The 18,601-nt window shown below is 53.9% G+C and carries 19 protein-coding genes; 16 read left to right on the forward strand and 3 right to left on the reverse strand.

The window, feature by feature from the left end; translation table 11 throughout:
- Positions 1-94: 94 nt before the first annotated feature.
- From AACZ64_RS04430 to AACZ64_RS04500, 15 genes are all read left to right on the forward strand, one after another.
- Complete coding sequence (locus tag AACZ64_RS04430) at positions 95-283, forward strand: hypothetical protein (RefSeq protein WP_293614680.1); 189 nt, start codon at positions 95-97, stop codon at positions 281-283.
- A 102-nt stretch (positions 284-385) separates the two neighbouring features.
- On the forward strand, positions 386-1,024 hold the full coding sequence (gene ccmA, locus AACZ64_RS04435; RefSeq protein ID WP_293614681.1) for a cytochrome c biogenesis heme-transporting ATPase CcmA: 639 nt from the start codon (positions 386-388) through the stop codon (positions 1,022-1,024).
- Between the two features lie 2 nt (positions 1,025-1,026).
- Positions 1,027-1,698 carry a heme exporter protein CcmB gene (gene ccmB, locus AACZ64_RS04440; RefSeq protein ID WP_293614740.1) on the forward strand — a complete coding sequence of 224 codons (672 nt, stop codon included), beginning with the start codon at positions 1,027-1,029 and terminating at the stop codon, positions 1,696-1,698.
- A 44-nt stretch (positions 1,699-1,742) separates the two neighbouring features.
- Positions 1,743-2,486, forward strand: coding sequence for a heme ABC transporter permease (locus AACZ64_RS04445; protein WP_293614682.1), 744 nt, complete (start codon positions 1,743-1,745; stop codon positions 2,484-2,486).
- Between the two features lie 9 nt (positions 2,487-2,495).
- On the forward strand, positions 2,496-2,705 hold the full coding sequence (gene ccmD, locus AACZ64_RS04450; protein ID WP_293614683.1) for a heme exporter protein CcmD: 210 nt from the start codon (positions 2,496-2,498) through the stop codon (positions 2,703-2,705).
- A gap of 38 nt (positions 2,706-2,743) precedes the next feature.
- Positions 2,744-3,199, forward strand: coding sequence for a cytochrome c maturation protein CcmE (gene ccmE, locus AACZ64_RS04455; RefSeq protein ID WP_293614741.1), 456 nt, complete (start codon positions 2,744-2,746; stop codon positions 3,197-3,199).
- Positions 3,200-3,222: 23 nt separating this feature from the next.
- A complete protein-coding gene (locus AACZ64_RS04460) occupies positions 3,223-5,196 on the forward strand; it encodes a heme lyase CcmF/NrfE family subunit (protein WP_339639731.1) in 1,974 nt (657 codons plus the stop codon).
- A gap of 16 nt (positions 5,197-5,212) precedes the next feature.
- A complete protein-coding gene (locus AACZ64_RS04465) occupies positions 5,213-5,737 on the forward strand; it encodes a DsbE family thiol:disulfide interchange protein (protein WP_293614685.1) in 525 nt (174 codons plus the stop codon).
- Positions 5,738-5,750: 13 nt separating this feature from the next.
- Positions 5,751-6,122 carry a carboxymuconolactone decarboxylase family protein gene (locus tag AACZ64_RS04470; RefSeq protein ID WP_036860673.1) on the forward strand — a complete coding sequence of 124 codons (372 nt, stop codon included), beginning with the start codon at positions 5,751-5,753 and terminating at the stop codon, positions 6,120-6,122.
- A 117-nt stretch (positions 6,123-6,239) separates the two neighbouring features.
- Positions 6,240-6,797 carry a cytochrome c-type biogenesis protein gene (locus AACZ64_RS04475; RefSeq protein ID WP_293614686.1) on the forward strand — a complete coding sequence of 186 codons (558 nt, stop codon included), beginning with the start codon at positions 6,240-6,242 and terminating at the stop codon, positions 6,795-6,797.
- Positions 6,794-7,984 (forward strand): c-type cytochrome biogenesis protein CcmI, encoded by a 1,191-nt coding sequence (gene ccmI, locus AACZ64_RS04480; RefSeq protein ID WP_293614687.1) that lies wholly within the window; start codon positions 6,794-6,796, stop codon positions 7,982-7,984. Before AACZ64_RS04475 ends, ccmI begins: the two co-directional genes overlap by 4 nt.
- Positions 7,985-8,114: 130 nt before the next feature.
- Positions 8,115-11,615: a chromosome segregation protein SMC gene (smc, locus tag AACZ64_RS04485; protein ID WP_293614688.1), complete on the forward strand. Its 3,501-nt coding sequence runs from the start codon at positions 8,115-8,117 to the stop codon at positions 11,613-11,615.
- Positions 11,616-11,724: 109 nt separating this feature from the next.
- Entirely contained in the window at positions 11,725-12,678 is a 954-nt protein-coding gene (gene zipA / locus AACZ64_RS04490; protein WP_293614689.1) for a cell division protein ZipA, read from the forward strand.
- The gene (gene ligA, locus AACZ64_RS04495) at positions 12,678-14,711 is read left to right on the forward strand and encodes an NAD-dependent DNA ligase LigA (RefSeq protein ID WP_293614690.1); all 2,034 of its coding nucleotides are present in this window, start codon (positions 12,678-12,680) and stop codon (positions 14,709-14,711) included. The genes zipA and ligA overlap by 1 nt, the downstream gene beginning before the upstream one ends.
- Before the next feature lie 76 nt (positions 14,712-14,787).
- Positions 14,788-16,029 (forward strand): MFS transporter, encoded by a 1,242-nt coding sequence (locus AACZ64_RS04500; protein ID WP_293614691.1) that lies wholly within the window; start codon positions 14,788-14,790, stop codon positions 16,027-16,029.
- 5 nt (positions 16,030-16,034) lie between these two features.
- Here the strand turns inward: AACZ64_RS04500 and AACZ64_RS04505 are convergent, their stop codons facing one another.
- Positions 16,035-16,826 carry an RNA methyltransferase gene (locus AACZ64_RS04505; protein WP_293614692.1) on the reverse strand — a complete coding sequence of 264 codons (792 nt, stop codon included), beginning with the start codon at positions 16,824-16,826 and terminating at the stop codon, positions 16,035-16,037.
- Between the two features lie 40 nt (positions 16,827-16,866).
- Here AACZ64_RS04505 and AACZ64_RS04510 point away from each other — a divergent pair, with 40 nt between their 5' ends.
- Entirely contained in the window at positions 16,867-17,232 is a 366-nt protein-coding gene (locus AACZ64_RS04510) for a TraR/DksA family transcriptional regulator (RefSeq protein WP_293614693.1), read from the forward strand.
- 10 nt (positions 17,233-17,242) lie between these two features.
- Here the strand turns inward: AACZ64_RS04510 and AACZ64_RS04515 are convergent, their stop codons facing one another.
- Positions 17,243-18,025 carry a pyridoxine 5'-phosphate synthase gene (locus AACZ64_RS04515; protein WP_293614694.1) on the reverse strand — a complete coding sequence of 261 codons (783 nt, stop codon included), beginning with the start codon at positions 18,023-18,025 and terminating at the stop codon, positions 17,243-17,245.
- Positions 18,026-18,028: 3 nt separating this feature from the next.
- Complete coding sequence (locus AACZ64_RS04520) at positions 18,029-18,598, reverse strand: peptidylprolyl isomerase (RefSeq protein ID WP_293614695.1); 570 nt, start codon at positions 18,596-18,598, stop codon at positions 18,029-18,031.
- Positions 18,599-18,601: the final 3 nt, after the last annotated feature.

The raw sequence follows: 18,601 nt of genomic DNA on the forward strand, positions 1-18,601 counted from the left end.
CCAGTTTCTGTTTTGCGCCTATTTTTGCGCAAAATCAGTGGTGCTTGACCCCCGTCCCGCAGGGGTCGTTTTATCGGGATCCAGGAGTTTCGATATGAGTGGCGAAGAAGCTTTACAAGATGATGATTTCGATGGTGAGGGTGACGATGCTAGTCAGGAAACTGAAACGGCAGAGGTCGTTGTAAAAATAGTCAATTCAGAGGCTAGAAGGCGTCTTGAAGATCGCCTAGAAGAGCGTCGACTGCAAAAATTGATACGTGATTACGATTACGATATCGACTGACGGCAGTCATGCACTGTTTTTCCTTGATGGGGGGTAACTTTTTCCCTCACCACCCCGAGTTTTGGCATAATACTGTCTGCGCTTCTGGCTGGATGTTTTCTGTTGCCTCAAACTCCACAACTGATACTGGACTCGATTGCTTTTGAACGGGACGACTGTCTGTTGTTCTCCGGGATCTGTCTGTCGCTGGAGTCTGGAGACGTTCTACAAATAGAAGGGCCTAATGGGGTCGGCAAGACCACATTGCTGCGAATTCTTTCAACTGCCTTGATGCCCACTGCCGGCAAGCTGCTTTGGCAGGGCAGTGATGTGGCCCGTCATCGCCAGCTGTATTTGCAGAATCTATTGTTTCTCGGTCACTTGCCTGGGCTGAAACAATCACTGTCACCCACTGAAAACCTGGTCTGGTGGCGCCGGATTCATCGGGACCACAGCCCCCTCAAAAATGAAGAAATCCTTGGCTCACTGGGTTTGTGCGGCTATGAGGACATTCCCTGTTATGCGCTATCTGCCGGCCAACAGCGGCGGGCCGTACTGGCTCGTTTGTTAGTGACAGAAGCACCCCTCTGGATACTTGATGAGCCGTTTACCGCGATTGATAAACAGGGGGTCGCCGACCTCGAGGCACTCCTGATTGCGCATGCCCGGCGCGGTGGTATGGCAGTCCTATCGACACATCAGGATTTGGGTATTGCCAACGTGCGCCGTTTTCCCCTGGTGGCCTCGGCGGAGGCCGTTTGAGTATGGGTTATGGTTTTGTCGCGATATTGCGCCGCGATTTGCTGTTGGCATTCCGCAACCGGGGTGAGATAGCGAATCCGGTCATCTTTTTCTTCATTGTTGTGACCCTTATTCCCCTCGGGTTGACCCCTGAGGCCAGCCGTCTGGCTGAAATCGCACCCGGTATTTTGTGGGTTATGGCGCTGCTGGCATCGCTGCTGTCAGTGGAGGGACTGTTTCACAGTGATTATCGCGATGGCACACTGGAACAGTTGGTCATTTCTCCACAGCCGCTCTATTTAATGGTATTGGCAAAAATTTTGGCTCATTGGTTGATAACCGGTCTGCCATTAACCCTGCTGGCGCCGCTTTTAGGTATGATGTTGTCTCTTCCCACAGCGGGATATTTACCGTTGGTGCTGGGCTTGCTGATGGGCACTGCAGTGCTGAGTTTGCTGGGTGCGATAGGCGCCGGACTGACAGTAGCTCTGCGCAAGGGCGGATTGCTGCTATCACTGATTGTGATGCCGCTGTATATGCCAGTGCTTATCTTTGGTGCCAGCGCGGTTCAGCGATCTGTAGATGGGTTTTCGGTACAGGGCCCGTTGGCGGTCATGGGTGCACTGCTGGCTTTTTCGTTGCTGATTGCACCGTTTGCCACGGCCGGTGCGCTGCGGGTCAGTATGCACGGTTGACTATTTGGTCGGTGGCCCGATCAAAAATAAGGTTTAAAGATACTATGTGGCAATGGTTTCATCGTTTGGGCTCACCCCGCTGGTTTTATCAGGCCAGTGGCAAGTGGCTTCCCTGGCTGGCGGGTATTACCTTTGTGTTGCTGCTTATCGGCCTGATGTGGGGACTGGGTTTTGCACCACGGGACGCGAAGCAGGGGAACAGTTTCCGGATTATTTATATTCATGTGCCGGCCTCTTTCCTGGCACTGGCCGGTTACTACGTGATGGCGATTGCTGGTGCCGTGGGCCTGATCTGGAAGATGAAGCTGGCTGATATGGTGATGAAGTCGGCGGCACCCCTTGGTGCGGCCCTGACCTTTGTCGCGTTAATTACCGGAGCCATTTGGGGAAAACCCACCTGGGGAACCTACTGGGTTTGGGATGCTCGAATTACCTCCATGCTGGTATTGTTGTTTTTATACATGGGGGTGATGGCCCTGCAGCACTCATACACTAGCGTCGATGCCGCGAACAGGGCCAGTGCGGTATTATCACTGGTGGGGATGGTGAATATCCCGATTATTTATAAATCCGTTGACTGGTGGTACACACTGCATCAGCCCGCGACCATTAAATTTACGGAAGCTCCCACCATGCACCCCGATATGTTCCATCCGCTGCTGGTGATGATAGCGGGCTTTTATTGTTTTTATGCGCTGGTGCTGATTCTCAATACCCGCTCGGAAATACTGCATCGCGAACGTCGGTCCAGTTGGGTAAAGGATATTGTGTTGCAAAATCAGAGGTGATGGGCGTTGATGTTCCGTTTTGACAGTTTTCAGCATTTTTTGCAGATGGATGGGCACGGGGCCTATGTATGGTCTGCCTACCTGATAGCCATCCTTGTTATGGCCTGGCTTGTGGTCAGTCCACTGTTCCGGCAGTCACGAGTGCGGCAGGCTGTTACCCGGGAGCTGCGTCGTGAAACCGCCAGGCAACACAGTGCGGGCGAGGCAGGTAAAGAGTGAACCCGAAGCTTGCTTGCAACAACCAGAGTTAGACTATGATGCACCCGATTCGTCGACAGCGACTGTTTTTAGTCATTTTTATTGTAGTGGCGGCATCCCTTGCCGTGGGTTTGATGACCTATGCCTTACGGGATAACATCAATTTGTTCTATCCGCCTTCTGAGATTGCTGCCGGTGATGCGCCACCGGGTGTCCGCATTCGCGCCGGGGGGATGGTGGTAGACGGGAGTGTCGAGCGGGCAAGTGATTCGCTGTTTGTCCGTTTTCTGGTGACAGACGGTGAAGCCGAAGTGGAAGTCCACTATACCGGTATCCTCCCTGACCTGTTTGCTGCGGGCGAAGCTGCTGTGGTCACCGGTGAGCTGGACAAACAGGGCATTTTCATGGCATCTGAAGTGCTGGCAAAACACGATGAAAATTACACCCCGCCGGAAGTGGCAGATGCCATGAATGCAGCCCACGAACGGGCAAAGCAATCGACGGATGAATCCTGACAGGAAAAACCGGGTATTAACCTATGCTTGCAGAATACGGTCACTTTGCGCTGATCCTGGCACTGATTTTAGCTTTGTTGCAGTCTGGGATACCCCTGGCTGGTGCCTCTTTAGGCAACCGCCTGTGGATGGCCTCAGCGAGACCACTGGTGGTGGGTCAGACCGTGATGGTGGCTTTCAGTTTTGGCTGTCTGGTGGCGCTCTTCCTCAACGACGATTTTTCTGTGCGCTACGTCGCTTCTAATTCCAACAGCTTGCTTCCGGATTACTTTAAGGTCAGTGCGGTGTGGGGCGCCCATGAGGGCTCCCTGTTGTTGTGGGCCTTAATCCTGGCGGCGTGGAGTTTTGCAGTGGCTCTATTCAGTCAGACCTTGCCCAAGGAGCTGGTGGCAAGGGTGTTGGCGGTGATGGGATTGATCAGTGTCGGTTTCTACCTGTTCATGCTGTTCACCTCCAATCCGTTTGAGCGTAGCCTGCCCTTTTATCCTGCGGAGGGTGCCGACCTGAATCCGCTGTTGCAGGATATCGGACTGATTATCCATCCACCGATGCTGTATATGGGGTACGTGGGTTTTTCGGTGGCTTTTTCGTTTGCCGTGGCGGCTCTGCTCGCCGGTCGCCTGGACGCCGCCTGGGCCCGCTGGACCAGACCCTGGACCAATATGGCCTGGGTATTTCTGACACTCGGTATTGCCCTGGGTAGCTGGTGGGCCTATTACGAACTGGGTTGGGGCGGATGGTGGTTCTGGGATCCTGTTGAGAACGCCTCTTTCATGCCATGGCTGGTGGGAACGGCATTGATCCACAGTCTTGCTGTGACTGAAAAACGCGGCGTATTTCGCAGCTGGACGCTGTTGTTGGCGATTTTTGCCTTTTCGCTCAGTCTGCTCGGCACGTTCCTGGTTCGTTCCGGGGTGCTGACCTCGGTGCATGCGTTTGCTGCTGATCCGGAGCGAGGGGTCTTTATTCTGATGTTCCTGGCGCTGGTGGTAGGTGGTTCGTTGTTGCTTTATGCCCTGCGGGGACCTTCGGTTAAAGGGGTGACCCATTTTACCGGTGTTTCCCGGGAGATGTTTCTGTTAGGAAACAATATCCTGTTGGTCAGTGCCATGGTCATGATTCTGTTGGGCACACTTTACCCTCTGTTTGCCGATGTGCTTGACTGGGGCAAAATTTCTGTGGGGCCGCCTTATTTCAATCTGTTTTTTGTCCCGCTGATGCTTGTTCTGGCGGTATTCATGGCAGTGGCTCCAGTGATGCGTTGGAAGAGGAACAGCCTCGCCGGTCTGCGACGGTTTTTGACGCCACCATTGCTGGTTTCACTGTTGGCAGGCGCATTCTCGCCTCTGCTGTTTAACACGGACTATTCACTGATCATCGCGGTAACGATGGCCGTGGCAATCTGGGTGCTTGCGGTGACATTACTGGATCTCTGGCAGAAATCCGGTCATTCCCGTTCGAGATGGCATGGCCTGGTCCGGCTCAAGGGAAGTTACTATGGTATGGTTCTGGCGCATTTCGGGGTGGTGGTCTGTATGGTAGGGGCTGCTGTGACAACGGTTTACAGTATTCAGCGGGATGTGAGGATGGTGCCGGGCGATCAGGTGGAAATGGCTGGATACCAGTTCGAATTTGTTGAGGTGCGTAAGGTTCAGGGACCCAACTATATTGCGGACCAAGCGCTGATCACAGTGACCCGCGATGGAAAACGGGTGAATCAGCTGAAGCCTGAAAAGCGGCGCTATGTGGCCAGTGGTCAAACCATGACTGAGGTGGGTATAGACGGAAACCTGTGGCGTGACCTTTATGTGGCGTTGGCGGAGCCATTAGAGGGCGGGGCCTGGGCGATCCGGGTGCATTTCAAACCCTTTGTCCGGTGGATATGGCTGGGTGCTCTGCTGATTTCCATTGGTGGGTTGATTGCCGTACTGGACAAGCGATATCGGCGACAGCGGGTTACCCAGACCGAGTCGGCTACCCTGGTAGGCAACGTTTGAATGGTCGGGTGCTAATGTGTCCAGATTAAAGCTTTTTTTGCCCTTGATGGTGTTTGTGGTGCTGGCCATTTTTTTACTCAACGGCCTGGAGCGTGACCCCAATGCCATGCCTTCGGCGTTGATTGATCGGCCCGTTCCGGTATTTTCTCTCCCGGTACTGGGTGATGAAACACGTTCAGTGACGGAGGCGCTGTTTCAGGGTGAGCCCGCACTGCTAAATGTCTGGGCCACCTGGTGTGTTGCCTGCCGGATCGAACACCCGTTTCTCAATAAGTTGGCTGATCAGGGGATACGTATTATCGGCCTTAACTATAAGGACGATAATGCGGCGGCCAGAAAATGGCTGATGGACAAAGGTGACCCCTATGCGTTGAGCGTGATTGATGCGCGGGGCCGAATGGGACTGAACCTCGGTGTTTTTGGTGCGCCTGAAACCTACATCGTGGATCGTACCGGCACCATACGTTACAAGCATATTGGTGTTGTGGATGAGCGCGTCTGGCGAGACAAGCTCCTGCCAATATGGCAAGAAATTCAATGAGGTGACAGATCGTATGTCTGAAGAAGATTATCAACGAGGAATGAGTGTACGTCGCCAGGTGATGGGTGATGAGTTTGTCGATCGATCCATGGCGGCGGCCACCGCGTTTACACAACCCGTTCAGGACTACATCAATGAAAACTGTTGGGGTTCCGTGTGGGCGCGTGATGCCTTACCCCTAAAAACCCGTAGCATGATTACGATTGCCGTCCTGGCTGCACTCAAAGCGCCAGCTGAATTAAAAGGCCACGTGCGCGGTGCGTTGCGCAATGGGTGCACGGTTGAGGAAATTCGTGAGGTATTGTTGCATACCGCACCCTATATCGGGGCGCCTGCTCTTCAGGAGGCGTTTCGTGCAGCAAAGGAAATCGTTGAAGATCAGTGAGAGTGGGGGGCGCGGCGGCCAGCCTGTTGATGTCCTCCAGGAATCATCAGGTGAAGTCTTGCCAGCTCGCGCAATGAAGGGCTGCTCGGATGTAAACGCAGGAAAAACGGGAGCAGTATGCACAGGGTTTTAACCGTTGGGAGTTTCTTACTGCTGATACTGGCCGGTGCTGGTTCGGTCGGAGCCGCTGAGGATGTACAGACATTTTCATCCGATGAAAAACGGCAGCGGTTTCACGAGCTGGTGGCTGAATTGCGTTGTCCAAAATGCCAGAACCAGACCCTGGCAGATTCCAATTCCCCTATAGCTCAGGATCTCCGCGGGGAGATCTACCGGATGTTGGAAGACGGGAAAACAGACAGTGAAATTGTCGACTTTCTGGTTGCTCGCTATGGTGAATTTGTCATGTATCGCCCGCCGGTCAAAAATACCACATTGATACTCTGGCTGACTCCATTGCTTCTGGTGGTGATTGGTATTGGTGTTTTATGGAGGGTCAATCGTCGCCAGTCAATGGCTGCACAGCCAGCAAACTGGCCCGACGGGGTAGCGGCAACAGCCGGCAGCAGTGAAGCATTATCTGCGAAAGAACAGGCACAGTTGCAAACTCTGCTGGGAGAAAGCGAACAGTCTGAATCAGGTGACGATAAAAGCAGTGGTGGGGTGGAGCGATGATCTGGTCAATCCTGGCTTTTCTCACCTTGCTGGCCGGTCTTTTTGTGATTTACCCGCTGCTGCGAAAAGCGCCCCGAGTGCAGTCAGAGGAGGGGCAACAGGCGAACATTGTATTGTTTCGCGAGCAGCTGTCGGAGCTCGATCGCCAATTGGCCGATGGTGAAATGGATGAGCAGCAGTATCGTGAGCTGGTCGCAGAACAGAAACGCCTGCTACTGGCAGACGAGTCAGATTTACCGGTGATGGAATCTACCCGATCTCGTGGAGCCTGGTTGTTAATGGCGGGTCTGTTGCTGGTGCCGCTATTGGCTTTCAGTCTTTACCATCAGCTCGGTGCCAGTGAGGATGCGCTGATCAGTGAACTGATGGAGAAGCGCCTTGTAAACCGGGACAGCGAAGCAGATGCTCAAATTCGTCAGCAGTTGCAACAGAGGATTGCCGGCCGTCTGCAGAACCATCCCGATAACGTGTATTACCTTGTTATGCTGGCCCGTATGCTGCTTGAAGACGGTGAGTTTCTGCAGTCCAGTGCCACTTACCAGCGTGCTGTGCGGATTGCTCCCGAAGATGCAGACCTTCAGGCAGAGTATGCCCAGGCGGCTTATTTTGCCTCCGGAAATCGTTTCAGTCCTGAGGCCGATTCGGCGCTCGAGCGCGCATTGGCCCTTGATCCCAACAACCTCACCGCCTTGGGCCTAAAAGGCATCCGTGCATTTGAATCGGGCGATTATCTCGTGGCGATTACCAGCTGGCAAAACGCCCTGCAAGCGATTCATCCCTCAACTCCCCAGGCTGAATCCCTGAAAGCGGGAATCGAGCGTGCCCGTGAACAAATGGGAGACAGCATGCCCTCTCTGCGGGTGAGTGTCTCATTGGCGCCGGAGCTGACTGCTGATTCCGGACAAGTGATTTATGTATTTGCCCGGGAATGGCAGGGATCACCCATGCCATTGGCTGTGGCCAGATTGCAGGTGGCTGACCTGCCGACCACCGTCGTACTGGATGATTCAATGGCAATGCCCAACGGTAAGTTACTCTCTTCAGCTGATCGGGTTGAGGTGGTGGCGAGGATTTCATCAACGGGTTCAGTGGCTCCTTCAGCAGGTGATCTGGAAGGTGCCAGCGAGGCCCTCTCCATGAAAAAACAGGGTCTTGCAGCAACCATTGTTATCGACAGGAAATTATAGAACCACAGTTGCTTGTGGACGCTGTCCAGCTGTGTAAAATCGCAGTTTTCCGGGCGCTCGATAACACCCGGCTGATACGGCTGTCAATGCAACAAAACTTCTGGCAGGAATGCCATTAAAAAGAGACATCATGCGCCTCAAATGTATCAAACTGGCAGGCTTCAAGTCGTTTGTTGACCCGACCACTGTGTCTTTTCCGAGCAATCTCTGTGCCGTTGTTGGCCCGAATGGCTGCGGCAAATCCAATATCATTGATGCAGTGCGCTGGGTTATGGGCGAAAGTTCTGCCAAACATTTGCGCGGCGAGTCCATGACCGATGTCATTTTTAACGGCTCCGGCGGACGAAAGCCTGTGGGCCAGGCTTCGATAGAGCTGGTTTTTGACAACTCCGATAGCACCCTGGGCGGCGAGTATGCCAGCTGGAGTGAAATTTCCATCAAGCGAAAAGTCACCCGGGAGGGGCAGTCCCAATATTATCTGAACGGCAGCAAATGTCGTCGACGCGACATCACGGACATATTTCTCGGTACCGGCCTGGGCCCGCGCAGCTATGCCATTATTGAGCAGGGCATGATTTCCAACTTGATTGAAGCTCGTCCCGACGAGTTGCGCGTCTATATTGAAGAAGCTGCGGGTATTTCAAAATACAAAGAGCGCCGGCGGGATACAGAAAACCGCATCCGTCGCACACAGGAAAATCTGGAGCGCCTCACCGATATCCGCGAAGAACTGGGCCGGCAACTGGGTCGACTCGAGCGTCAGGCCCAGGCTGCTGAAAAGTACACCGAATTCAAAAAGGAAGAGCGCCGAATCAAGGCAGAGCTGCAGGCGCTTCGCTGGCGCTTGCTGGCGGAACAGATTGTCGAGCGCCGTCAGGTCATTTCCGGTTTTGAGTTAAAGGTTGAGGCACTGGTTACGGAACGCAGTGCTTGCGATACAGCGGTGGAGCGTCACCGTACCGAGTACACAGAGTCGGGTGACAGGTTTAACGAAGTGCAGGGGCGTTATTACAGCATTGGTGCTGAGGTGGCAAGAATCGAACAGGCCATTCAGCACGTGCAGGATCGCGCCCGCGAACTGCAACAGGATCTGATGCAGACGGACCGTAATTTTGCCGAATCCGAAGAGCATCTGCGTGTCGATCGCGAGAAGGCCGAGAGGTGGCAGAGTGAGTTGCTGGAAATCGCGCCTCAGCTGGAAAAGGCGAATGCCGCCGAGAAGCTTTCTCAGAGTGTGTTATCCCAGGCTGAGGAGACCATGCAAGTTTGGCAATCCCAGTGGGACGAATTCAATCTCAAGTCCGGCGAGCCCCGTCAACAGGCTGAAGTAGAGCAGTCCCGGATTCAACACCTGGAACAGGCATTGCGGCGACTGGCCGAGCGGATAGACACCGTGCAACAGGAATATCAGGGTCTCAGCGACAGTCCTGTACAGGAAGAAATTGCCTTGGTGCAGGCGCAGCTGGCGGAGGTCGAGCTGGCCCTCGGAGATCAGCAGGCTCGCCTTGATAGCCTGAACCTTGAAGTTGAAAATACCCGCCAGAAAAGCCTTGAAATCGGTGCTGAACTTGACCAGCAGCGGGGCCAGCTACAGTCCATGCTTGGCAGGCAGTCATCGCTGGAGGCGCTGCAACAGGCTGCATTAGGCGGTGAGGGTGATCAGCAACAGTGGATCGAGAACCAGGAGCTGACTGGATACCCGAAACTGGCAGAAACCTTACAGGTGGAGCCGGGTTGGGAAACGGCTGTGGAAACCGTGCTGGGTAATTACCTGCAAGCGGTTTGTGTTGATGATTTCACCTCGGTGAGTCATCAGCTTGACAGTTTTGGCAAGGGTCACCTGGTTTTGCTGGACCAGACTGAAACGGAGGTAATTCAGTCGGCATTAGCCAGTTCTCTTGCCAGTAAAGTTACGGGTGAGTGGGCCGGGTCATTATTAACCGGTGTGCTGGTCGCTGAAAACCTCTCTGCTGCATTATCGATACGAAAGACATTGGCACCAACGGAATCTGTCATCACGCGTGATGGATTGTGGCTCGGCGTTAACTGGCTCAGGGTAGCTCGCGATCAGGATGCCCGTGCCGGTGTTTTAAAACGACAACAGGCACTCGAGACGCTGACCCGTGAGCTGTCTGAGTCTCAATCGATCGTTGATGCGCTGTCTGTTGATAAAAGTACCACAGAGCAGGCATTGCGGGAGCTCGAAGTCAGTCGTGAGGACATTAGCCGCGATATGGCTGAGCAGCAGCGCCACTACGCGGAGCTTCGCTCCGTGTTGGCTGCCAACCAGATGCAGGTGGAGCAGTTTGCCGCCCGTCGTACTCGTGCCGAAAATGAGCTCAATGAAGCCTTGCAGCAGCAGCAGCTGGAGCAGGAAAATCTGAAAACCGCCCGGCAATCCCTGTCAGTTGCCATTGAAATGATGGAGCAGGATACCGTCCAGCGTGAGCAATTGCTTCAACAACGGGACAGCTCTCGGGCTGAGCTCGATCAGGCACGGCAGGCCGCCAGGCACGACCGCGACCACTGCCATGAACTGGCCATGCGGGAAAAGTCGGTCAGCACTCAGTTGCACGCTGTTCTGGAAGGGATTGAACGTTTGCAGGTGCAGGTGGCCCGACTTCAGGAGCGCCGCGAGCAGTTGCATGCGGTATTCAATCAGCATGAAGATCCGACACTAGAACTTCAGGAAGACCTGGCTGCACAACTGGAACGGCGTCTGACAGTGGAGAGAGAGCTCACTACTGCGAGACAGGCACTGGAAACGATCGAAGAGCAGATGCGCGAAACCGAAAAACGACGTAGCCAACTGGAGCAGCAGATACAGACAGAACGGGTGGAGCTGGAACAGCATCGCCTTTCTGCCCAGGATCTGGCTACCCGCAGTAAAACGATTGCGGAGCAAATCAGTGAGCACCGTTTTGACCTGGATAGCCTGCTGGCGGCACTGCCGGAAGATGCGGATCTCTCCCAATGGGAGGAGGAGCTGGAACGGCTGGCCAACCGCATTCAGCGGCTGGGTCCGATCAATCTCGCAGCAGTTGATGAGTTCAAGCTGGAATCGGAACGAAAAACGTATCTGGATGCTCAAAATGCCGAGCTGGAGGAAGCGCTGCAGACGCTTGAAGATGCGATTCGAAAAATTGACAGGGAAACCCGCACTCGTTTCAGGGAGACCTTTGATCTGATCAACAGCTCTCTGCAGGAGCTGTTTCCTAAATTATTTGGTGGCGGCCACGCCTATCTGGAACTGACGGGGGATGATCTGCTGGATACTGGCGTTACGATTATGGCTCGGCCACCGGGTAAGAAAAATACCACCATTCATCTGCTGTCGGGTGGCGAAAAAGCCATGACAGCTATTGCATTGGTGTTTTCAATTTTTGAGTTGAACCCTGCGCCTTTTTGTATGCTTGATGAGGTGGACGCACCGCTGGATGATGCGAATGTCGGGCGCTATGCCAGAATGGTGGAAGAAATGTCTGCCAGAGTGCAATTTATTTACATTTCCCATAACAAGATTGCCATGGAAATGGCCAATCAGTTGATGGGGGTTACCATGCACGAACCAGGGGTGTCACGCTTGGTCAGTGTGGATGTTAATCAGGCCGTGGAGTTGGCGGAAGCCTAGGGCCTGTTAACATGCCCCGGTAAATTACCCTGGTTGGCCAGGCGACCATTGCTGTTGCCATAGGGTTATTAAATTCGCAAAGCGACATTTTGACAGGATAAAAAAGACGATGGAATTTGGTGCTCGCGAAATGATGCTTGCATTGGGCGTGCTGGTTGTACTGGCGATTGTCCTCGATGTGATCCGGCGTGTGCGTAATGCTCGTTATGACAGAATTCATATGTCAAAACGAAAACAACCCATTTTTGATAGCGATGTCGGGCGGGATGAATACGGTAGCGAGTTGCCCGGCGGCGGCGCACGGGTTGTCGGCTACCGCAATGAATCCGATGTTGAGGAAATGAGCAGGGCTGTCAGGCAGCGTGCCGAAGCCAATAAACCTAAATTGACGGTACCCTTCAAGAAACCGGAACAATCCAGTCTTTTTCAGGAAGATCCGCTTCCTCCGTCCAGACCTGCCCGTGTGGAACCGGTTGAGACTGCTTCCGTTCCCACTGGGGAGGTTCCTGAGAACGAAACCACCGAGAAAGACGTTGTTGAGAAGAAGGTTGTTGAGAAGGAAGCTTCTGGCAGAAATGCCGTTGAAAAAAAGGCATCGGGTTCAGAGCGCGCCACTCGGAAACCTGCTTCTGTCGTCAGTGTTGTGGTGATGCATCTGATGGCGGGTGAGGACAAGGTGTTTGCGGGACAGGCATTGCTGGATGCATTGCTTGCGGAGGGACTGCGTTATGGCTCGATGAAGATCTTTCATCGCCATGTCGGTGATGATGGTTCGGGGCCAGTACTTTACAGTGTGGCCAATTCCGTTAATCCCGGCACCTTTGACCTGAATGACATGGAGCAATTTACCACACCGGGTGTCAGCTTTTTCTTTGCCATGGAGGATGTCGATGATCCTTCCGCTGCTTTTGAGCTGTTGTTGGGCGCTGCCAGACAGATGGCTGCTGATCTCGGCGGCACACTGAAAGATGAAAGTCGCAGTGTCCTCACCCGACAGACCGAAGAGCACTATCGGCAGCGCATAGCAGATTATTGCCGCACCCAGTTATCCGGAATTGAATAATGGCTTCACCGGACTCTGCCGTTCGGGAGAAAGCGGCTGCACTGCGCAGGCAACTGAACGACCATAACTACCGTTATTATGTGCTGGATGAGCCCTCAGTTCCGGATGTTGAATATGACCGCTTGATGCAGCGGCTCACCAGGCTGGAAACGGAGTTTCCCGAGCTGAAGACCCCCGACTCGCCCACCCAGCGCGTAGGTGGCGAACCGCTCAGCAGTTTTGAGCCGGTTACCCACGAAGTACCTATGTTGTCGCTGGATAACGCCTTCAGTGACGATGAACTGGTGGATTTTAATCGCCGCTTACAGGATCGTCTTAAGAGCCGGGATGCTCTGGTTTATGTGTGTGAGCCGAAACTGGACGGGGTAGCCGTCAGCCTGCTCTATGAAAATGGCTATTTGGTGCGCGCTGCCACGCGGGGCGATGGTGCCACCGGGGAAAATATTACAGCGAACGTTCGTACGATTAATTCTGTTCCCCTCAGGTTGCAAGGCGAGAACTTGCCGGCAGTTCTGGAGGTAAGGGGTGAAATTTATATGCCCCGATCCGGTTTTGAGCAACTGAATGCCAGGGCCAGATCCACTGACCAGAAACTGTTCGTCAACCCCCGGAACGCGGCAGCGGGGAGTCTTCGGCAACTGGATTCGAGAATCACCGCGTCGCGACGGCTGGAAATGATGGCCTACAGTCTTGGTCGTCTGGAAGGGCTCCAGTGGCCGAGTACACATATGGGCACGCTCCATCTGTTGAAAAAACTCGGCTTTCTGATTAACCCCCATATTGAATTGGCGGAGGGCATCCAAGGCTGTATTGATTACTACCAGAAAATGATCTCTGTTCGACAGCAGCTGCCCTATGACATTGACGGGATTGTTTACAAGGTTGATGACCTGGGGGCCCAGCGGCGACTGGGCTTTGTAGCCAGGGCTCCCCGTTGGGCGATTGCTCGTAAATTTCCCGCTCAGGAGGAGATGACGCGGTTGCTCGACGTTGAGTTTCAGGTGGGGCGAACGGGTGCAGTCACACCTGTCGCGCGATTGGAGCCGGTATTTGTAGGCGGTGTTACGGTGAGTAATGCGACCCTGCACAACCAGGATGAAGTGATCCGCTTGGGTGTCAAGCTCGGCGACAGGGTGATCGTGCGCCGTGCCGGGGATGTCATTCCCCAGGTGGTTAAAGTCATCGTCGAAGATCGGCCATCCGACGCCAGAGATGTGGAATTTCCCGATCATTGTCCGGTCTGTGGGTCACCGGTGGAACGGGTCAAGGGCGAAGCGGTAGCCCGTTGTTCCGGCGGACTGATTTGTCAAGCGCAGCGCAAACAGGCGATCAAGCATTATGCCTCTCGCAAGGCGATGGATATTGATGGCCTCGGCGACAAGCTGGTTGAGCAACTGGTGGATAAGGGACTGGTCAGCTCGGTGGCTGATCTTTACCGACTGACAGTGGATCAACTGGCGGGCCTGGAGCGTATGGCGGACAAGTCTGCTGCCAACCTGCTGGGCGCAGTGGCCGCCTCAAAGCAGACGTCGCTGCCACGCTTTATTTATTCGCTGGGGATTCGCGAGGTGGGTGAGGCCACAGCGCGCACTCTCGCAGAGCATTTTGGCAACCTTGAGGCTCTGCAGTCAGCGGATGAGGAACAGCTTCAGGAAGTGCCTGATGTGGGGCCAGTTGTGGCGCATTTTGTGAGCACTTTTTTTCAGCAGCCGGAGAATCGGCAGATTGTGGAAGAACTGCAGGGAGCGGGTGTGCACTGGCCGGATATGGTGGCACCTGATAAATCATCGCTGCCACTGGCCGGCGAAACCTGGGTGCTCACCGGCACGCTGACCTCAATGGGAAGATCCGAGGCGAAAGAGAAATTGCAGCAATTGGGAGCGCGTGTGGCGGGCAGTGTGTCATCTGGTTCTGCTTGTGTGGTAGCAGGGCCCGGTGCGGGTAGCAAGCTGACAAAAGCCAGAGAGCTGGAGGTCCCAATCATGGATGAAGATCAGCTGCTGGCCCTTTTCAAGGCGCACGGGCTGCTTTGACAAAATATTACAATTTCTTTCCTGAATGGCTGTTTTCGAGCCTTTATTGGCGCTTTTCTGACTATTTTTATCGCAAATGAATGATAACCCTAACGCCTTAACGGACAGCCCGACCGGCAGCTTTCGTTTTTACCTGCAGGGTATGGGTGTGAGTTCCTTTGCGCACGGTTTGCAAATCGTGCTGTTTCCCTGGCTGTTGGTCGGTGTCCTGAATGAATCTCCCGAGCGCGTTGGTATTGCGCAGATGGCCCTGATGTTGCCACAGCTGTTATTTGTATTGTGGGGCGGCGTCATGTCGGATAATCGCCATCCCGGGCAGCACCTGTTTCGGCTTTATCTACTCTATAACCTGCCTTGCCTGTTGCTGATGGGAGCACTGTGGTCAGGGCAGCTATCCTTCAGTGTAATGCTGCTCTACGGGTTCTGTTTTGGCACTATTACCGCATTCGTGCAGCCCGCCAGAGAAAGTCTCCTGTCGCGTGTTGTGGACAGCCAGCTGCAACAGGCCGTCGCCAGGGCTTCTTTTGTGCAGTTTACTGCCCAAAGTGCCGGTATTTTCCTGGCCGGTTATATGGATCGCATCGGCCTGTTGCCATTGATCGGTCTTCAACTGGTCATGTTGGCTACTTCGGGTTGGTTGCTGCGAAACAGCCTCGGTTATTTGCCAGAGAGCAGTATGGGTCGCCGCGGTTCTACCTGGGTGGACATGATGTCCGGCTTGAAACTGGTGTGGCATCACCGGCGGTTATTTCAGTTGATGATGGTGGTTGCGGCAACCGGTTTTCTCGGTTTTGGGCTCTATCTTGTTGCCATGCCCCTCCTGACCCGTGAGGTTTACCAGCAGGGGGCGTCCTTTTTTGCCTCCATTCAGTTCACTTTTATGTTGGGTATGATCATTGCCAATGTGATTATTATTCGACTGGTGGGGCGATTCAGGCAGCCCGGCAGGGTATTGTTAACCAGTCTGCTGATACGCGGTCTGTTTCTGATCATCATGGCCCTTCACCCTCCAGTCTGGCTATTATTTTTGTTGGTGCTGCTGTGGGGCGGTGCCTCGGGGGTTGCAATGATGCTGGGTCGCTCTCTAACCCATGAGGAGTCACCCCAGAAGTATCGGGCAAGGGTGGTCTCTGTGTACCAGTTATCACTGTTTGGTGCTGCGACAGTCGGTGCGTGGCTCAGTGGTCACGCCATTGCCTCCGTGGGGGTGCTGACAGCCATTGGTACACTGGGCGCATTGACCGTAGTAACGGCGTTAGTCGCCATTAAATTCAGCGATCTCTGGCAACCATTGCCCAATGACTCCCGGGAAGGTTGACCGGTTCAGTAGAACTCCCGAAAAGCCAGCAGAGCTGCAGTGACTGCCACATTCAGTGATTCCACGCCATTGTGCATGGGAATCCGAAGGTGGGTTGTACAGCAGTTGTTAACGGTTTTGGAAACCCCTTCTGTTTCATTGCCCAACACATAAACGACCGGTGTTTGCGGACGAAAATCGGTGAGTGTGTTTTCTCCGTGGGAGGACAGGGCGCAGCATGTGGCGCCCCGTTGCTTGAGCGCTTCAAGCGCCTCTGCCAGATTGTCGCAGTGGATCAGCCTGCTTTTGAACAGTGTTCCCGCACTGGCCTTTATGACCAGCGGAGAAATGGCAGCAATACCCTGGGCGGGTAACAGTAGACCGTGGCAGGGGCTGGCGGTAACCGAGCGGATAATCATGCCGAGATTTTGTGGATTGGTGATGCCGTCCAGTGCAATCAGGCTGTAGTTGTCCGCTGGTGGATTGGCGAGAAAGTCTTCCAGCAAGAGGTGATTGGGGCAAGCCAGATCCGCTGCCACGCCCTGATCCTGTTTGCCGTTGCGGGAAATACGCGACAGGGCCTGACGGCTGTGGAATTTTATTTCCACGCCCCGGACTTCGGCCAGCTTCATGATTTGGGCAATAATACCTACCGTCTGATTAGACTCGGCAAGGTGGAGCCGGTAACAGGGAAGATTATGGTCTTCGAGTGCTTCGAGCACCGGCTTTCGCCCATAGATGGTGAGCATCTTGTCAAAGAAACGCTTCCGTTCGAGATACTCGCCCCTTTGGGCGGGCGCATTATAATACTGTGTCATTGTGTGCAACCGGTAATCGATAAACCCGTATTATAAGCCTATGCAGAAGTTAACCGATAAACAGTTAGATCATTTCAGGGATATGTTGGAACGCTTGCGGATCGAACTCCGTGAGTTGCTGGATATATCCACAGATGCGAGTCGAACCGTGGTCCTCGATCAAACCATGGTCGGCAGATTATCGAGAATGGATGCGCTGCAACAGCAGCAGATGTCCCAAGCCAGTAGGGCTGCTTATCGCAAGCGCCTGGTGGCGGTAGAGCAAGCCTTGCGGTCACTGGATGACGGGGGATACGGTTGGTGTGAACGGTGCGGAGAGCTGATTGATACCCGACGACTTGAGATAAAACCTGAATCGGTTCGTTGTATTGGCTGTCAGCAGCTCAGTGAAACCGGGGGAGCCTAAAAGGAGGCTGTTATCTACCATCCCGGGTTGTTGCTGCCACTTCAAGAATGGCTTTGTAGGCTTTGACGGTTTCTGCCAACCCCAAAGTAATCGCATCGACAATCAGCGCGTGACCGATTGAGACTTCTTTCAGGCCGGGAATGGTCGAGAACATGGGCAGGTTGCCCAGATTGAGATCGTGTCCGGCATTGACGCCCAGGCCGAGCTCCGAGGCCAGTAACGCCGCCCGTCGGTGCTGTTGATACAGATTTTCCACTGTATCCGGGTCATTGTTCCAGGCTGCAGCATAGGGACCGGTATACAGCTCAATACGGTCCGCACCGAGCTGTTTTGCCAGCTCAATCTGTTCAGGAATGGGATCCATAAACAGGCTGACGCGGATTTTGAGGGACTTCAGTTTTTCGATAACCGGTAAGAGTTTGTCAGCTGTTTTGGTCAGATCAAACCCGTGATCAGAGGTGAGTTGGTGATCCGTATCCGGCACCAGTGTGCACTGGTCGGGTAGCGCTGCTTCTGCCAATGAAGTCAGACCCGGGTAGTCGCCCCTCTGTGCTGCAAACGGATTGCCCTCAACATTGAATTCAATTTCAGGTAATGGCTTGAGCAGCTCGGCCAGTTGCAATACATCCCCGGGTCGGACATGGCGCTGGTCCGGCCTGGGATGCACCGTGATACCGTTTGCGCCATGGCTGATACAGGCTTTGGCATGTTCAATCAGATCCGGGTAGTTTCCTTCACGGGAGTTGCGAATCAGGGCAATTTTATTGAGGTTGACGCTTAGAGCGATACTCATGTTTTATTGGGCATCCAGCAGGGTTGCTTCAATAATCCGCACTGGTTGTCTGGGGACATCATCATGAGGCCCTGACTTCCCAACCGGGACACGGGCAATTTTGTCTACCACCTCCATGCCTTTGGTCACTTTTCCAAATACCGCATAACCGGGATTCTGCGGGGTCTTATCCAGATTCCAGTTGTCGTCCAGGTTGATGAAAAACTGGGCCCTGGCGCTATTGGGGTCGGATGTTCTCGCCATGGCCACCGTGCCTCTGTGATTTTTGAGACCGTTATAGGACTCATTTTTAATCGGCTTGCTGGCTGGTTCCTTGGGGCTCATGTACTCATTGAATCCACCGGCCTGAATCATGAAGCCCTGTATGACCCGATGGAAAATCAGGCCATCATAATGTTTGTTTTTCAGGAGTTGGACGAAGTTGGCGACGGTCGCTGGTGATTTTTGCGGGTCCAGTGCCAGCTGAATATCGCCCATGCTGGTTTTTAGCAGGACCTGTACGGGCTCACTGGAGGCTGCCAGAGAGGCCGTTGTGCTTAACAGTAATATTGCTGTTGCGATGAGGTGTTTCATAGG

It is taken from the genome of uncultured Porticoccus sp. (assembly GCF_963975625.1).
Lineage (GTDB): Bacteria > Pseudomonadota > Gammaproteobacteria > Pseudomonadales > Porticoccaceae > Porticoccus.

What these genes read in the sequence shown, in the direction of transcription:
- AACZ64_RS04430 (WP_293614680.1), top strand. Translation starts at nt 95, where the DNA reads ATGAGTGGCGAAGAAGCTTTACAAGATGATGATTTCGATGGTGAGGGT.
- ccmB (WP_293614740.1), top strand. Translation starts at nt 1,027, where the DNA reads ATGGGTTATGGTTTTGTCGCGATATTGCGCCGCGATTTGCTGTTGGCA.
- AACZ64_RS04445 (WP_293614682.1), top strand. Translation starts at nt 1,743, where the DNA reads ATGTGGCAATGGTTTCATCGTTTGGGCTCACCCCGCTGGTTTTATCAG.
- ccmD (WP_293614683.1), top strand. Translation starts at nt 2,496, where the DNA reads ATGTTCCGTTTTGACAGTTTTCAGCATTTTTTGCAGATGGATGGGCAC.
- ccmE (WP_293614741.1), top strand. Translation starts at nt 2,744, where the DNA reads ATGCACCCGATTCGTCGACAGCGACTGTTTTTAGTCATTTTTATTGTA.
- AACZ64_RS04460 (WP_339639731.1), top strand. Translation starts at nt 3,223, where the DNA reads ATGCTTGCAGAATACGGTCACTTTGCGCTGATCCTGGCACTGATTTTA.
- AACZ64_RS04470 (WP_036860673.1), top strand. Translation starts at nt 5,751, where the DNA reads ATGTCTGAAGAAGATTATCAACGAGGAATGAGTGTACGTCGCCAGGTG.
- AACZ64_RS04475 (WP_293614686.1), top strand. Translation starts at nt 6,240, where the DNA reads ATGCACAGGGTTTTAACCGTTGGGAGTTTCTTACTGCTGATACTGGCC.
- ccmI (WP_293614687.1), top strand. Translation starts at nt 6,794, where the DNA reads ATGATCTGGTCAATCCTGGCTTTTCTCACCTTGCTGGCCGGTCTTTTT.
- smc (WP_293614688.1), top strand. Translation starts at nt 8,115, where the DNA reads ATGCGCCTCAAATGTATCAAACTGGCAGGCTTCAAGTCGTTTGTTGAC.
- zipA (WP_293614689.1), top strand. Translation starts at nt 11,725, where the DNA reads ATGGAATTTGGTGCTCGCGAAATGATGCTTGCATTGGGCGTGCTGGTT.
- ligA (WP_293614690.1), top strand. Translation starts at nt 12,678, where the DNA reads ATGGCTTCACCGGACTCTGCCGTTCGGGAGAAAGCGGCTGCACTGCGC.
- AACZ64_RS04500 (WP_293614691.1), top strand. Translation starts at nt 14,788, where the DNA reads ATGAATGATAACCCTAACGCCTTAACGGACAGCCCGACCGGCAGCTTT.
- AACZ64_RS04505 (WP_293614692.1), bottom strand. Translation starts at nt 16,826, where the DNA reads ATGACACAGTATTATAATGCGCCCGCCCAAAGGGGCGAGTATCTCGAA.
- AACZ64_RS04510 (WP_293614693.1), top strand. Translation starts at nt 16,867, where the DNA reads ATGCAGAAGTTAACCGATAAACAGTTAGATCATTTCAGGGATATGTTG.
- AACZ64_RS04515 (WP_293614694.1), bottom strand. Translation starts at nt 18,025, where the DNA reads ATGAGTATCGCTCTAAGCGTCAACCTCAATAAAATTGCCCTGATTCGC.
- AACZ64_RS04520 (WP_293614695.1), bottom strand. Translation starts at nt 18,598, where the DNA reads ATGAAACACCTCATCGCAACAGCAATATTACTGTTAAGCACAACGGCC.